Annotated in this window: 12 protein-coding genes and 1 pseudogene; 3 read left to right on the top strand and 10 right to left on the bottom strand. The window is 60.3% G+C overall.

The features are described 5' to 3' along the window. Positions 1–52: 52 nt before the first annotated feature. The 5 genes from ACI2KS_RS04445 to ACI2KS_RS04425 form a co-directional block, all read right to left on the bottom strand. Positions 53–1,360: a CynX/NimT family MFS transporter gene (locus tag ACI2KS_RS04445; protein ID WP_404617589.1), complete on the bottom strand. Its 1,308-nt coding sequence runs from the start codon at positions 1,358–1,360 to the stop codon at positions 53–55. A gap of 535 nt (positions 1,361–1,895) precedes the next feature. Further along, positions 1,896–2,660: an amino acid ABC transporter ATP-binding protein gene (locus ACI2KS_RS04440; protein WP_404617587.1), complete on the bottom strand. Its 765-nt coding sequence runs from the start codon at positions 2,658–2,660 to the stop codon at positions 1,896–1,898. Between the two features lie 10 nt (positions 2,661–2,670). Continuing rightward, positions 2,671–3,768 (bottom strand): amino acid ABC transporter permease, encoded by a 1,098-nt coding sequence (locus ACI2KS_RS04435; protein WP_404617585.1) that lies wholly within the window; start codon positions 3,766–3,768, stop codon positions 2,671–2,673. Between the two features lie 10 nt (positions 3,769–3,778). Continuing rightward, positions 3,779–4,960 carry an amino acid ABC transporter permease gene (locus ACI2KS_RS04430; RefSeq protein ID WP_404617583.1) on the bottom strand — a complete coding sequence of 394 codons (1,182 nt, stop codon included), beginning with the start codon at positions 4,958–4,960 and terminating at the stop codon, positions 3,779–3,781. 65 nt (positions 4,961–5,025) lie between these two features. After that, positions 5,026–6,057 (bottom strand): amino acid ABC transporter substrate-binding protein, encoded by a 1,032-nt coding sequence (locus ACI2KS_RS04425; protein WP_404617581.1) that lies wholly within the window; start codon positions 6,055–6,057, stop codon positions 5,026–5,028. Between the two features lie 488 nt (positions 6,058–6,545). Between ACI2KS_RS04425 and ACI2KS_RS04420 the strand changes: the two genes are divergently transcribed. Continuing rightward, positions 6,546–7,202 carry an alpha/beta hydrolase gene (locus ACI2KS_RS04420; protein WP_404617579.1) on the top strand — a complete coding sequence of 219 codons (657 nt, stop codon included), beginning with the start codon at positions 6,546–6,548 and terminating at the stop codon, positions 7,200–7,202. 107 nt (positions 7,203–7,309) lie between these two features. Beyond that, positions 7,310–8,773: an ATP-dependent RNA helicase RhlB gene (rhlB, locus tag ACI2KS_RS04415; protein ID WP_404617577.1), complete on the top strand. Its 1,464-nt coding sequence runs from the start codon at positions 7,310–7,312 to the stop codon at positions 8,771–8,773. A 119-nt stretch (positions 8,774–8,892) separates the two neighbouring features. Here the strand turns inward: rhlB and moaE are convergent, their stop codons facing one another. The 5 genes and pseudogenes from moaE to ACI2KS_RS04390 all read right to left on the bottom strand — a co-directional run. Next, positions 8,893–9,342, bottom strand: coding sequence for a molybdopterin synthase catalytic subunit MoaE (moaE, locus tag ACI2KS_RS04410; protein ID WP_404617575.1), 450 nt, complete (start codon positions 9,340–9,342; stop codon positions 8,893–8,895). 2 nt (positions 9,343–9,344) lie between these two features. Next, a complete protein-coding gene (locus ACI2KS_RS04405; RefSeq protein WP_404617573.1) occupies positions 9,345–9,596 on the bottom strand; it encodes a MoaD/ThiS family protein in 252 nt (83 codons plus the stop codon). Next, complete coding sequence (moaC, locus tag ACI2KS_RS04400; protein WP_404617571.1) at positions 9,593–10,078, bottom strand: cyclic pyranopterin monophosphate synthase MoaC; 486 nt, start codon at positions 10,076–10,078, stop codon at positions 9,593–9,595. The genes ACI2KS_RS04405 and moaC overlap by 4 nt, the downstream gene beginning before the upstream one ends. Positions 10,079–10,465: 387 nt before the next feature. Continuing rightward, positions 10,466–11,860 (bottom strand): PhoH family protein, encoded by a 1,395-nt coding sequence (locus ACI2KS_RS04395; RefSeq protein ID WP_404617569.1) that lies wholly within the window; start codon positions 11,858–11,860, stop codon positions 10,466–10,468. A 435-nt stretch (positions 11,861–12,295) separates the two neighbouring features. Continuing rightward, positions 12,296–13,474: pseudogene (locus tag ACI2KS_RS04390) on the bottom strand (polysaccharide deacetylase family protein); the annotation flags it as partial. A 300-nt stretch (positions 13,475–13,774) separates the two neighbouring features. On the opposite strand from ACI2KS_RS04390, the gene yaaA reads away from it, so the two are divergent. Continuing rightward, on the top strand, positions 13,775–14,554 hold the full coding sequence (gene yaaA, locus ACI2KS_RS04385; RefSeq protein ID WP_404617567.1) for a peroxide stress protein YaaA: 780 nt from the start codon (positions 13,775–13,777) through the stop codon (positions 14,552–14,554). Positions 14,555–14,873 lie beyond the last annotated feature (319 nt).

Raw genomic sequence — 14,873 nt, 5'->3', positions numbered from 1 at the left:
AAGCGCCAGCACCGGGTTTGGCCATGCACATTCACCACGGCAATACCCTGACTCAGACCTTCTCGCTGCTGACGTTCACGTACAGCGCGCGCCCGGCGCCCAGGCCGGCAATGATCGCCGCGACGCCAATCACGCCAAAGATCCAGCCCACGGAGTTCCAGTCGCCGGTCCAGTCGTGGACCACACCGACGGCGAACGGCCCCAGTGACGCCAGGGTGTAGCCGAAGCCCTGAGCCATGCTCGACAGGTTGGCGGCGACATGCGAGTCGCGCGAACGCAGCACGATCAGGGTCAGCGCAAGGCTGAACGTTCCGCCCTGCCCCAGACCCAACATCACCGCCCAGAACCACAGCTGGTTCAGTGGTGCATACAGGCAGCCGAACAGTCCGCCCAGGGTCAGCAGCATGACCACCACGATCGCCAGTCGCTGATCCTTGCCACGGGTCGCCAGCCAGGGCGTGGTCAAGGAGCTGATCAACTGCACCATGATCGAGCCGGAGAGCAGTATTCCTGCTTCGGTCGGCGTCAGGCCACGACCAATGAGGATCGACGGCAACCAGCCGAAGACAATGTAGGCCAGCGACGATTGCAGGCCCATGTACAGCGTCACCTGCCAGGCCAGGCGATCGTGGCGCAAGCCGCGCACGCGATAAGCCACCTGATGCTGACCCTGCTTCTGGCGCGTCTGCGGCCACCAGAAGAGCGCCGCGAGAATGGCCGGGACGATCCAGAAGCCCAGACCCAGGGCCCAGCTGTCGCCGCTGCCGTCTCCCAGCGCCTTGCTCAATGGCACAGTGGAGCCGGCCGCAATCGCCGCACCCAGGCACAACGCCATGGTGTACACGCCGGTCATGGTTCCCGCCTGTCTGGCGAAATCGCGCTTGACGATCCCTGGCAGCAGCACGCCGATGATGCCGATGCTCGCGCCGGCCATGATGCTACCGGCGAACAGACCGATTTCACCGAACGAGCTGCGCACGATGATGCCGCAGGCCAGGGTCAACAGAATGCCCAGTACCACCCTTTCGCTGCCAAAGCGCCGGGCCAGAATCGGTGCCAGCGGCGCGAAAAGTCCCAGACACAACACCGGCAGCGTGGTCAGCAACCCCGCCGTGGCGGCAGACAACCCCAGGCTTTTCGACACTTCGCTGAGCAACGGCGCCATGCTCGACAACGCCGGACGCAGGTTCAACGCCACCAACACCAGCCCGAGCAACAGAAACCACGGGCGCTTGAGTACAGCTTGATGTTGCTGTACTTGCTCGTCGTCCGCCTCGGCGTCGATCAACAACTCATCGATTTCATGGTGTTTGGGGGAGTGGGAAAGCGTGTCGCTCGCCGGTGGCGCCTTGGTCGTCATGGGATTCTCGTGGGGGCAGGATGTGTAACAGCGCATTGCGCAAAGCAGCAATCCTGTTGGAGAACGACACAGAACACAAGTTTTGCGCAGATTGGGTACAGTTTTGAACCGCATCAAAAAGCGCCCCCCTGCGGAATTCGCTTCTGCCCGGAAGGCGTGGGAGTCCAGCTTGCTGCGGACCGCGATCGGGTGATCTGCCGGGCAGCGCCAGCAAACCCTGTGAATGCTAGGAACCTGACCCACCGCGCCGTCTGATTCTACTGCCGGTGCCCGGCAGATCGCTGGCAAGCCAAGCTCCCACGGCCTGCGGCCAGAATCAAAAGCAGGCTGCGCAGGCGCTATAGATGTCGATCGCCTGTGCCCGCACGCCCTGAGATGTCGACCGCTTATGCCCGGTCGGCCAGTTGCTGTAGAACATCGCCACGTGAGGGCAATGGGCCGTCTGCGCAGGCTTGCTGGCATTGACTGCGCGCTTTGTTTCGCAGACAAAAAACCCGGACACAAGGTCCGGGTTTCGGGTTGAGCAACGATCGACTCAGTGCAGAATCTGGCTCAGGAACAACCTGGTGCGATCGCTTTGCGGGTTGTCGAAGAAGTCGTTAGGCGCGGCCTGTTCGACGATTTCGCCCTTGTCCATGAAGATTACGCGGTTGGCCACGGTGCGGGCGAAACCCATTTCGTGGGTCACGCAGAGCATGGTCATGCCTTCTTCCGCCAGACCGACCATGGTGTCGAGCACCTCTTTAACCATTTCCGGGTCGAGCGCCGAGGTCGGTTCGTCGAACAGCATGATTTTCGGCTTCATGCACAGGGCACGGGCAATCGCCACACGCTGCTGCTGACCGCCGGACAGCTGGCCCGGGTACTTGTGCGCCTGCTCCGGAATGCGTACGCGCTCCAGGTAGTGCATGGCGATTTCTTCAGCCTTTTTCTTCGGCATCTTGCGTACCCACATCGGTGCCAGCGTGCAGTTCTGCAGGATGGTCAGGTGCGGGAACAGGTTGAAGTGCTGGAACACCATGCCGACTTCACGGCGGATGGTTTCGATCTGCTTGAGGTCCGAAGTCAGTTCGGTGCCATCGACGATGATGCGACCCTGCTGGTGCTCTTCCAGACGGTTAAGGCAGCGAATGGTGGTCGACTTGCCCGAACCCGACGGGCCGCACAAGACGATGCGCTCGCCCTGACGCACGTTCAGGTTGATGTCTTTCAACACGTGGAACTGGCCGTACCACTTGTGTACGCCCTCCATCCGGATCATGCCTTCGGCGCCCAGAGGCTTGCTGATAGCTTCACTCATCACATAACTCCTAACGCTTGTGGCCTGTGTCCAACTTACGCTCCAAATGCATGGAGTAGCGGGACATGCCGAAACAGAAGATCCAGAACACCAGGGCTGCGAATACGTAGCCCTCGGTCGCCATGCCGAGCCAGTTCGGGTCGGCGGCAGCTTGCTTGACGCTGTTGAGCAGGTCGAACAGGCCGATGATGATCACAAGGCTGGTGTCCTTGAACAACGCGATCACGGTGTTGACCAGCCCGGGAATCACCAGCTTCAGGGCTTGCGGCAGAATCACCAGGCCCATGCGCCGCCAGTAACCCAGGCCCATGGCCGCTGCCGCTTCGTATTGCCCCTTGGGAATGGCCTGCATGCCGCCACGCACCACTTCGGCCACGTAGGCCGACTGGAACATGATCACGCCGATCAGCGCCCGCAGCAGCTTGTCGAAGTTCATGCCTTCAGGCAGGAACAGCGGCAGCATCACCGACGACATGAACAACACGGTGATCAGCGGAACGCCCCGCCAGAACTCGATGAAGGTCACGCAGATCACGCGAATCGCCGGCATGTCGGAGCGACGGCCCAGCGCCAGGATCACACCCAGCGGCAACGCACCGGCGATACCCACCGTGGCGATGACCAGGGTCAGCATCAGCCCGCCCCACTGGCTGGTCGCAACTTCGGTCATGCCGAAGACGCCGCCGTGCAGCAGCAAGTACGCCACGATCGGATACAGCACCAGGAAGCTCAGGCCATAGACAGCCTTGCGCGGCACGGCCTTGATGAACAACGGCGCGGCGCCGATGATCGCCAGCCACACGGTCAGGTCGACCCTCCAGCGCAGCTCCTGCGGGTAATAGCCGTACATGAACTGGCCGAAGCGTTGCTCGATGAACACCCAGCAGGCGCCCGCCTTGGTGCAGTCGGCGCGCGTGGTGCCGACCCAGTTGGCGTCGAAGATCGTCCAGCTCAACAGCGGCGGAACGACCAGCCAGATCAGGTAGATCGCGAACAGGGTCAACAGTGTGTTGAGCCAGTTCGAGAACAGGTTCTGGCGCATCCATGCCACCGGGCCGAAGACTTTGCTCGGCGGCGGCATATCAGGTTTGAAAGTATGAGATGTCATGCGCGTTTCCTCACCGCTCGATCAGCGCAATGCGCTTGTTGTACCAGTTCATCAGCAGGGAAATGCTGATACTGATCGCCAGGTACACGCTCATGGTGATGGCAATGACTTCGATGGCCTGACCGGTCTGGTTCAGAACGGTACCGGCGAACAGCGAAACCATTTCCGGGTAACCGATACCGGCCGCCAGCGAAGAGTTCTTCGCCAGGTTCAAGTATTGGCTGGTCAACGGCGGGATGATTACCCGCAGTGCCTGCGGGATGATGACCTTGCGCAGGGTCGGACCCGGGCGCAGGCCCAGCGAGCGCGCCGCTTCGGTCTGGCCGTGGCTGACCGACTTGATGCCCGAACGCACGATTTCGGCGATGAACGCCGCCGTGTAGACCGTCAGGGCCAGGGTCAAGGCCAGCAGTTCGGGGATCAATACCCAGCCGCCAACGAAGTTGAAGCCCTTGAGTTCAGGGACTTCCCAATGCACCGGAGCACCAAAGATCAGTGCGCACAGCGCCGGGATCACGATCAACAGCGCAAGGCCTGCCCAGAACTTGTGGAAAGGTACGCCAGTGGCTTCGAAGCGCTTGTTGGCCCATCGGGTCATCAGCACGATGGCGACGATCGCCACGATCACGCTGATCACGAACGGCCAGGTGGCAGCGTTGGTGATCGCCGCCGGCATGTTCAGGCCACGGCTGCTGACGAAGAACGAGCCGAGGAAGCCATGGGCTGCGCGCGGTCCCGGCAGGGTCAGGAACACCGCGAAGTACCAGAACAGAATCTGCAGCAGCGGTGGGATGTTACGGAAAACCTCGACGTAGACCGTCGCCAGTTTATTGATGATCCAGTTGTTGGACAGCCGCGCCACGCCGACCAGAAAGCCCAGCAGGGTCGCGAGAATCACGCCGATGAAGGTCACCAGCAGTGTGTTGAGCAAACCTATGAGGAAAACCCGCGAGTAGGTATCCGACTCCGTGAACGGGATCAGATGCTGCGCGATGCCGAAACCGGCACTGTTTTCCAGGAAACCGAAACCTGAGGTGATACCCCGGTGTTGCAGGTTGGTTTGGGTGTTATCGAACAGATACCAACCCATCGCGACTACAGCGATAACCGTGATTATCTGAAATAGCCACGCACGCACTTTGGGATCGCTGAGCGACAGGCTCTGCTTTGGTGCGCTGATTTGATTTTGCATGGAGTGCCCCAGAAGAAATGGAACGAAGCGCCCGGCTGCGGGTTACGCAGCCAGGCGCAGGTCAATCAACGCACAGGTGGTGCGTATTGAATGCCGCCAGCGTTCCACAGAGCGTTCTGACCGCGGTCGATTTCCAGAGGAGTGGTCTTACCCAGGTTCTTCTCGAAGATTTCGCCGTAGTTACCTACTTGAGCCACGATCTTGACGACCCAGTCCTTCGGCAGTTTCAGCTGCGGACCGTAATCACCGTCAGCACCCAGCAGACGAGCGACGTCCGGGTTCTTGGTCGACTTGGCTTCGGCTTCGACGTTTTTCGACGTCACGCCAGCTTCTTCGGTGTTCAGCAGTGCGTAGCCAACCCAGCGAACAATGGTGGTCCACTCTTCGTCACCACGTGCGACGACCGGGCCCAGTGGTTCTTTGGAGATGGTTTCAGGCAGAACGACGTAGTCTTTCGGCGAAGCCAGCTTGGAGCGTTGTGCGTAGAGCTGAGATTTGTCGGAGGTCAGTACGTCGCAACGACCCGATTCCAGCGACTTGGCGCTTTCGTCGGAGGTGTCGAAGGTGATCGGCGTGTACTTCAGGTTGTTGGCGCGGAAGTAGTCGGACACGTTCAGCTCGGTAGTGGTACCGGCTTGAATGCAGATGGTCGCGCCGTCCAGTTCCTTGGCACTTTTCACGCCCAGCTTGCTGTTGGCCAGGAAGCCAACGCCGTCGTAATAAGTGACGAAACCAGGGAACACCAGACCCATGCTCGCGTCGCGAGAGCTGGTCCAGGTGGTGTTACGCGACAGGATGTCGATCTCGCCCGACTGCAGCGCGGTGAAACGCTCTTTGGCGTTCAGCTGGCTGAATTTGACTTTCTTGGCGTCGCCGAACACGGCAGCCGCTACAGCGCGACAGAAGTCGGCGTCGATACCTTGGATGGCGCCGCTTTTGTCAGGCACCGAGAAACCTGGCAGACCGTCACTCACGCCGCACTGGATGAAGCCCTTCGCCTTGATGGCGTCCAGTTTGGCGCCCGCTTGAGCGAAACCGGTGATACCGAGCGCTGCTGCGGCGGCCACTACAGCCAGGGTGGATTTCAACATCTTCATTCAAACCTCCAGTTTGCTCTTTGTTGTGTAGGAGCTTTAGTCCCGTCGCACCCTTGTGAGGCGTTAATGACCCGTGCTGGCTTGTTTTTGGGTCATGCGACGTAAGACCCGAATCAGTAACGGGCGCCAAGCGTCTCGTCCACCGCGTTGCTGATCCGATTGGGTCATCTTGACTGAAGCCCCCTGATGTCCTTGAACCCCGAGGCCCAAAGCGAATCGTGCCGGGAATCCGTGTCGATGGACTCCTTGCTACCTCGACGTAACAACGGGCTGAATCAGTAATAGCCTATTAGTGTTACCGCCGGAGGTGAGCGCCTTCACTCCGGGGGTTGTGTAGCAAAGCCCGTACCACCATGCTGGCAAAGTCGAATTAGCGACAGGTCAAGCCGGAAACTTGTAGTCTTGCGACATCTTCTTTCACATCTGAATACGGCTGCGCACCGCCTTGACGCGCCGCGCCCGAGCCATCGCACACAAATGGAGCACACATGAGCGAACCCTTGATTCTCGAGCCGGTAAACACCGCCGATGCCTGTGTCATCTGGCTGCATGGGCTGGGTGCTGACCGCTACGACTTCATGCCCGTGGCCGAGGCGCTGCAGCAGTCTCTGCTCACCACCCGGTTCATCCTGCCCCAGGCGCCGACCCGCCCGGTCACCATCAACGGCGGCTATGAAATGCCCAGCTGGTACGACATCAAGGCCATGAGCCCCGCGCGCGCCATTGATCGTGAGCAACTCGAAGGCTCCGCCCAGCGGATCCTGTCCCTGATCGAACAGCAGCGGGACCAGGGCATCGACCCTGCACGTATCTTCCTGGCCGGGTTCTCGCAGGGCGGCGCGGTGGTGTTGCATACCGCTTTTTTGCGCTGGCAAGGCCCGTTGGGCGGGGTTCTGGCCCTGTCCACCTATGCGCCGACGTTCAGTGACGACATGCACCTGTCCGCCAGCCAGCAGCGCATTGCGGTGTATTGCTTGCATGGACAGCATGACGACGTGGTGCAGAACGCCATGGGGCGAACCGCCTACGAGCAGCTCAAGGCCCAGGGCGTCACCGCAACATGGCAGGAATACCCAATGGGCCACGAAGTGTTACCGCAGGAAATCAGCGATGTAGGTGTCTGGCTCGCGGATCGGTTGCGCTGATCGGCCAATTGTTCCTTTCATTTATCCTGCGGATTTGGTATGGCACTACGCCGCGCCGGGTTCTTGCTTTACACTGCCCGGCGTACATTCCTTAATCAATCGACGAGATGACCGTGCTTAAAGCACTAAAAAAAATGTTCGGTAAAAGCGAGGCTGAACAGCTCGCACCTGTTGCTCCTCTTCCCGCTTCGAAAAGCCCGACCGAAGGCTCATACCGGGAAGCCGCCACGCCTGTAGCGCAAACTGCGCCGCCCGAGGCTATCACCCCGCCCGCGCCTGCGACCCCCAAGGTCGAGCGCCCGCGCCGCGAACGCGCGCCCAAGCCTGTCGTCGCACCGTGGTCGATCAGCGACTTCGTGGTCGAACCGCAGGAAGGCAAGACCCGCTTTCACGACTTTCCCCTTGCGCCGGAACTGATGCACGCCATCCAGGATCTGGGATTCCCCTATTGCACGCCGATCCAGGCAGGCGTTCTGGGCTTTACCCTCAAGGGCAAGGATGCGATCGGACGTGCCCAGACCGGCACCGGCAAGACCGCCGCGTTCCTGATCTCGATCATCACCCAACTGACCCAGACGCCGCCGCCCAAGGAACGCTATATGGGCGAACCCCGTGCGCTGATCATCGCGCCGACCCGCGAGCTGGTGGTGCAGATCGCCAAGGATGCCGCGGCCTTGACCAAGTACACCGACCTCAACGTCATGACGTTCGTCGGCGGTATGGACTTCGACAAGCAGCTCAAGCAACTCGAAGCACGTCATTGCGACATTCTGGTCGCTACCCCTGGCCGCCTGCTGGACTTCAACCAGCGCGGCGAGGTGCATTTGGACATGGTCGAAGTCATGGTGCTGGACGAAGCCGACCGCATGCTGGACATGGGCTTCATCCCGCAGGTGCGCTCGATCATTCGCCAGACCCCGCACAAGGGCGAGCGTCAGACGCTGCTGTTCTCGGCGACCTTCACCGAAGATGTGATGAACCTGGCCAAGCAATGGACCACCGACCCTTCGATCGTCGAGATCGAATCGGAGAACGTGGCCAGCGATAACGTCGAGCAACACATCTATGCCGTGGCGGCGGCCGACAAGTACAAGCTGCTGTTCAACCTGATCACCGACAACGGCTGGTCGCGGGTCATGGTATTCGCCAACCGCAAGGACGAAGTGCGGCGCATCGAAGAGCGCCTGGTGCGCGATGGCGTGAATGCCGCGCAGCTGTCGGGCGATGTGCCGCAGCACAAACGCATCAAGACTCTGGAAGGCTTTCGTGAGGGCAAGATTCGCGTGCTGGTGGCGACCGACGTCGCAGGGCGCGGGATTCACATCGACGGCATCAGCCATGTGATCAACTTCACTTTGCCGGAAGTGCCGGACGACTACGTGCACCGGATCGGCCGAACCGGCCGCGCGGGCGCCGACGGTGTGTCGATCAGCTTTGCCGGTGAAGACGACTCCTACCAGTTGCCGTCGATCGAAGAAAAGCTGGGTCGCAAGATCAGCTGCGAGACGCCACCGACCGAGCTGTTGCGAGCGGTGGTGCGCCAGCCCAGGGTTGAACCTGCAGCGGAATGATGTCGAAGGTCGGGGGATGATTTGCTGTAGCAGTCCGGCCTGCCGGCGGTGGCGATTTCAAGACCGCTACCGCCGGCAAGCCGGACTGCTACAGGTCGTCTGCCAAGCCCGTACTTTGATCACTTCCAGCGATCCGCCGCAGCATGATCGCTATCGCGCCCTTCCACCCAGCGCGGTCCTTGGGAGGTGTTCTCTTTTTTCCAGAACGGCGCACGGGTCTTCAGGTAATCCATGATGAAGTCGCAGGCCTGGAAAGCGGCCTGACGGTGGGCGCTGGCAACGCCGACGAAGACGATGGGCTCGCCCGGTTCCAGCGCACCCACACGATGCAGCACGTCGACGCGCAGTAACGGCCAGCGTCGCCCGGCTTCGTCGACAATCTTGCCCAAAGCTTTTTCGGTCATGCCCGGATAGTGCTCCAGAAACATCCCCGCCACGTCCCGCCCATCATTGAAATCGCGCACGTAGCCGACAAAGCTCACCACCGCGCCGACGCCGACATTGGCATCGTGCATCGCGTTGACCTCGGCGCCGGGGTCGAACGGCGTGGCCTGCACCCTGATCGCCATGCTCAGCCTCCGGTCACGGTGGGAAAGAACGCCACTTCATCGCCGGGCTCCACAGGCTCGCTCAATGAGCACAGTTCCTGGTTCCGAGCGCACATGATGCCTTGCTCGCCGAGCACCTCCCACACGCCGCCGCGCCCAAGCAAATGCTGACGCACCGCGTCGACGCTGGCGAAGCTGCCCTCCAGACGCTCGCTTTCGGTGCCCAGCGTCTCGCGAAAGCGGGCGAAGAACTGCACCTGAACCTGAATACTCATTGAGCGTCCTCCTGCGCGTCGGCCACGAAATGCCCGCTCTTGCCGCCGAGTTTTTCCAGCAGGCGAACATTCTCGATGACCATGCCGCGGTCCACCGCCTTGCACATGTCGTAGATCGTCAGCGCCGCAACGCTGGCAGCGGTCAGCGCTTCCATTTCCACGCCGGTCTGTCCGCAGAGCTTGCAGCGGGCAACAATGCTCACGGTGTCGTCGCCCTCGGCGCTGAGTTCGACCTTTACGCTGGTCAGCATCAAGGGATGGCACAACGGGATCAGGTCGCTGGTTTTCTTGGCCGCCTGAATTCCGGCGATGCGCGCCACGGCAAACACATCCCCCTTGGGGTGGCCGCCGGCGACGATCATTTGCAAGGTTTCGGGAAGCATGCGCACGCGCGCCTGAGCCACGGCTTCACGGGACGTCACGGATTTTTCAGTGACGTCGACCATGTTGGCGCGACCTTGGGAATCAAGATGAGTAAGCACGGGATAACTCCTGGACAGGAGTCGCGATTGTACACAACGAAACTGTAGGAGTGATCTTGCTCGCGATCGTACGCACGAAACTGTAGCAGTGAGCTTGCTCGCGATCGTACGCACGAAACTGTAGCAGTGAGCTTGCTCGCGATTGTACGCACGAGACTATAGGAGTGAGCTTGCTCGCGATCGTACGCACGAAACTGTAGGAGTGAGCTTGCTCGCGATTGCGTCCTGTCTGGCAACCATGAGTGGCCCGACGGTACGCCTTCGCGAGCAAGCTCACTCCTACAAGGGTATGCAGGCGCTGATCCTATAGCAGTCCGACCCGCTGACGCGGCGACGTTGAGCACGCCTTCGCCAGCAAGTCGGCGCCTTCAGGGTCAGGCTTGAACCCTAGAGATGACTCTCCGCATACTCCGCCAGGATCGAGCGTGGCACCCCTTGCAAGGTAATGTGCACGCCGTTGGGGAAATCCTTGAAGCGCTCCGTGAGGTAGGTCAGCCCGGAACTGGTGGCCGACAGGTAAGGGGTGTCGATCTGCGCCAGGTTACCCAGGCAGACCACCTTGGAACCGGCACCGGCACGGGTGATGATGGTCTTCATCTGGTGCGGGGTGAGGTTCTGGCATTCGTCGATCAGGATCAGGCTTTGCTGGAAACTGCGGCCTCGGATGTAGTTGAGGGATTTGAACTGCAGCGGCACTTTGCTCAGGATGTAGTCGACACTGCCATGGGTGTTTTCATCATCCATGTGCAGCGCTTCCAGGTTATCGGTGATCGCACCCAGCCACGGCTCCATCTTCTCGGCCTCGGTACCGGGCAAGAAGCCGATCTCCTGGTCGAGCCCTTGCACGCTTCGGGTGGCGATGATGCGCCGGTAACGCTTGCTGACCATGGTCTGCTCGATGGCAGCAGCCAGCGCGAGGATGGTCTTGCCCGACCCTGCCGCGCCGGACAGATTGACCAGGTGGATGTCGGGATCGAGCAGCGCGAACAACGCCAGCCCCTGATAGATATCCCGTGGTTTCAGGCCCCAGGCTTCCTGATGCAGCAATGGCTCCTGGTGCATGTCCAGCAGCAGCAACTCGTCAGGCTTGACGCCTTTGACCCAGCCGACGAAGCCTTGCTCATCAATGATGAACTCGTTGATGTGCACCGCCGGAATCTGCTCGGTCATCTGCACTTTGTGCCAGGTACGGCCGTGGTCCTGACGGGTGTCGACTTTGCTTACACGGTCCCAGAAGGAGCCGGTCATGGTGTGGTAGCCGCGCGACAGCATGGACACGTCATCGACCAGCTGGTCGGTGCTGTAGTCCTCGGCCTCGATACCGCAGGCACGCGCCTTGAGGCGCATGTTGATGTCTTTGGTGACCAGTACGATGCGCACTTCCTTTTTACGCGCGTGCAGGTCGATCAACTGGTTGATGATGATGTTGTCGTTCAGGTGCTCAGGCAGAAGGCTGTTGGGCTCTTCACGCTTGCTCATCAGGATGGACAGATAACCTTTGAGAACCCCCGTACCGCGATCGATCGGTACGCCTTGCTCGACCTCCTCCGGGGTCGCTTCGCCGAGTGTCTTGTCGATCAGCCGGATTGCCTGGCGGCATTCAGCAGCGACCGAGTGCTTGCCCGCCTTGAGCTTGTCCAGTTCTTCCAGGACCGTCATGGGGATTGCGACGTGGTGTTCTTCGAAATTCAACAGCGCGTTTGGATCGTGAATCAGAACGTTGGTATCGAGCACATAGAGGATTGGCTGGTTAGAGGAAGGGGTGCGTCCGTGGTCATCCATACTCGCTCACCTTTGTAGTAGCCAGGTAACGCAACACACATCGATGCTGCGCTACGGAAAGGCCGCCGAGGCTTTCCCCTTGAGGCAGGAGAAAAATTGCGCAAAGTGGGGTCTGGGTGACGCCACCTGTGTTGCAGGGTTCGGCGGTCTGTTGTCGTAATACCGCAAAACCGATGACATAAAAAAGCGTTTTGAGCGAATTTGAAGTTTATTTCACAGCATGACGAATAGCCCTTGGCGCAGGCCTCGTACGCGTTTACAGTCGGAAGTCCGGTCGGCGAGAAAGCCTCGAAAAATCCCTACCGGCCCTCCTCTGCATCTTCCCTATTGCTCCTGTTTTTCCGGCTCCGTGGCCTGATCGGCGGGCGGCTGCGCGGGTGCTTGCGGCCCAGCGTCAGGTTGTTCGTCCTCCGGTTGTTGCGGCTGTTGGTCCGCAGGCGTATCCATCTCCTCATCTTCAGGCTCGGCTTGATCGGGATCGTCCGACAACTGCTGCGGATAGATATGACAGTCTTCCCACGAAACGCCTGTTTGCGCGGTGTTGGCCATCAACCACGGCACCGCCTGTTGGGCCTTGTCGGTGCTGTCGTGGAAAACGATGTTGCCGCGTCGCCACAGCAGCATCAGGGTCAACACCCGGTGAGCGGCCTGTTCGGCGCTGATGCGGCCAGTGGCGTCCTGAGAGTCGATATTCCACAGCGACACCCGCAGTTGCTGATCACGGAAGAACTGTGCGCCGTCCGCTCGACGGTGGCCGTAAGGCGGACGGAACAGCGGAACGAAATTGTCAGGCAGGGTCTGCTGAATCAGGGCGGCGCTGCGTTCGACCGAGTTCTGCCAGTCGTTCCAGTGGGCATGAGAGCGGTAGTCCCAGCCCTGCAGTCCGACGCACTGCTGGCGGTAGAGCGTCTGTAGTGCCTGGGGTGAGCTGCTGTCCAGGCGGCTCTGCAGGTTCTTGCCGAGCACGTAGAACGTCGCATTGATCTTCTGCTGGCGCATGAAATCGGCCAGCCAGTCGGTAGCGCCATCGGCGACCGTCGGGCCACTCTCGAAATTGAGCAGAAAGGTCCGGTCGGGCATCTCTTCGCCGCTCAATTCGTCAGAGTTGTAGCGCTCGATTTCGCTGCTGGTCTGCGGAAACAGTGCAGCCATGCGCAACAGCTCATTGAGGTAACGTTGATTGAACGCATCGGCCGGCGCCGCCCAGCGGACGTAGAACGAATCCTCTGCGACTTTGTATTCCGCTGCCCGCTGACGCAGCATCGGCACATCGTCGACCAGCACGCAAAAAGAAGCATCAGCCTCACAGGTCTTTTCGGCCGCTTTCCAGTTCTCGAACAGGCGCGCCCAGATACGCGTGCGGATCAGGTTGATCGTCGGCGAATTGATTTGCCGCAACCCCAAGCGCTCGGCGAGCTGGACGTCGCTGAGGTTTTCGCTCTCGAGCAGTTGATGAGCAAAACTGAGGATCTGCGCGCGAGACGCCACATCGAACAGTTGCGGGGTCTCCAGGACTTCGGGCCAGACGCTGCGATCCAGCGTCGCAATTTCCCCGGTCGCCGCCTGAGCGTTGAGCCCCAGCAGGCAGGCACCGATCAATAAAACCATGCGCAAAACGACGTGCTCCCAATCCTTGAACAAACAGGCCTTAACCGACGAGGCACTATAGCGGATTTGATCAGCGGAAAACCTCAGCGACTGCCCGCGCCTGACGACCCCGGCTTGCAGACACCGACCTGTAGCAGTCCGGCTTGCCGGCGCTGGTGCCCTGAAAATCGCTACCGCCGGCAAGCGGGACTGCGACAGGGGCACGCGGTAAAAAAACCGGTGTCGGCCCTTACCTATCGCCACCATAGCTGGAGTCATCCCCGCACAACCCCTAGAATCGCCCCCACGATTAAAGGAGATGAACGCATGCTGATGGTGATATCCCCAGCCAAGACCCTCGATTTCGAGACCCCGCCGACCACCGAGCGCTTTACCCAGCCGCAATACCTGGACCACTCCCAAGAGCTGATCCTTCAACTGCGCGAGCTCTCACCCGCGCAGATCAGCGAGCTGATGCACCTCTCGGACAAACTGGCAGGCCTCAACGCCGCGCGTTTCCGCAGCTGGACACCCGCCTTCAGCCCCAGCAACGCCAAACAGGCCCTGCTGGCGTTCAAGGGCGACGTTTACACAGGTCTTGCCGCCCAAACCCTCAGCGAAGCGGACCTGGACTACGCCCAACAACACTTGCGCATGCTCTCCGGCCTTTACGGGCTGTTGCGCCCGCTCGACCTGATGCAGCCGTATCGCCTGGAAATGGGTACCAAACTGGCCAACGCCCGGGGCAAGGATCTTTACGCCTTCTGGGGTGAACGCATCAGCGGATGGCTCAATGAAGCACTGGCCGAACAAGGCGACGATGTGCTGCTCAACCTGGCCTCCAACGAGTACTTCTCGGCCGTCAAACGCTCAGCGCTCAATGCCCGGGTCATCAACACCGAGTTCCGCGACCAGAAGAACGGCCAGTACAAAATCATCAGTTTTTACGCCAAGAAAGCCCGCGGCATGATGAGCCGGTTCGTGATTTCCGAGCGCATCAGCAACCCCGACGACCTCAAGCGCTTCGATGAACAGGGTTATCGCTACAGCAAGGAACTGTCGAAACCCGACAAACTGGTGTTCCTCAGAGACGAATCAGCGCTGTAAAAGCGACGCAAAAAAGGGCCTGCAGAGGCCCTTTTTCATGCCTGCCGCTTTGCGCCAGAGTGCCCGCGTTCGGTCATGGGCGATCATGGCGCAGCAAAAAACCCAGCCCAGCCCTCCGATTTTCACCTCCCTAAAGTTCCTTGCCAGCGCTTTGGCCAGACGAACGGACCAACAGACAAGTATTTGGCGTCAATAAACAATCCATTAAACGCCGAGGCGCTGTTTGTCTCAAAAATCTAACAACTTTTTTGACTAGTGGCACTTTGCTGTTTCATGCTAGTGGCACAGTTACATGCACGCCTGTGAACCCCCTTGCCAG

It is taken from the genome of Pseudomonas sp. NPDC087358, assembly GCF_044900785.1.
Classification (GTDB): Bacteria; Pseudomonadota; Gammaproteobacteria; order Pseudomonadales; family Pseudomonadaceae; genus Aquipseudomonas.
Note: the sequence above shows the minus strand (reverse complement) of the source record. Positions and strands in the feature narration are given on the sequence as shown.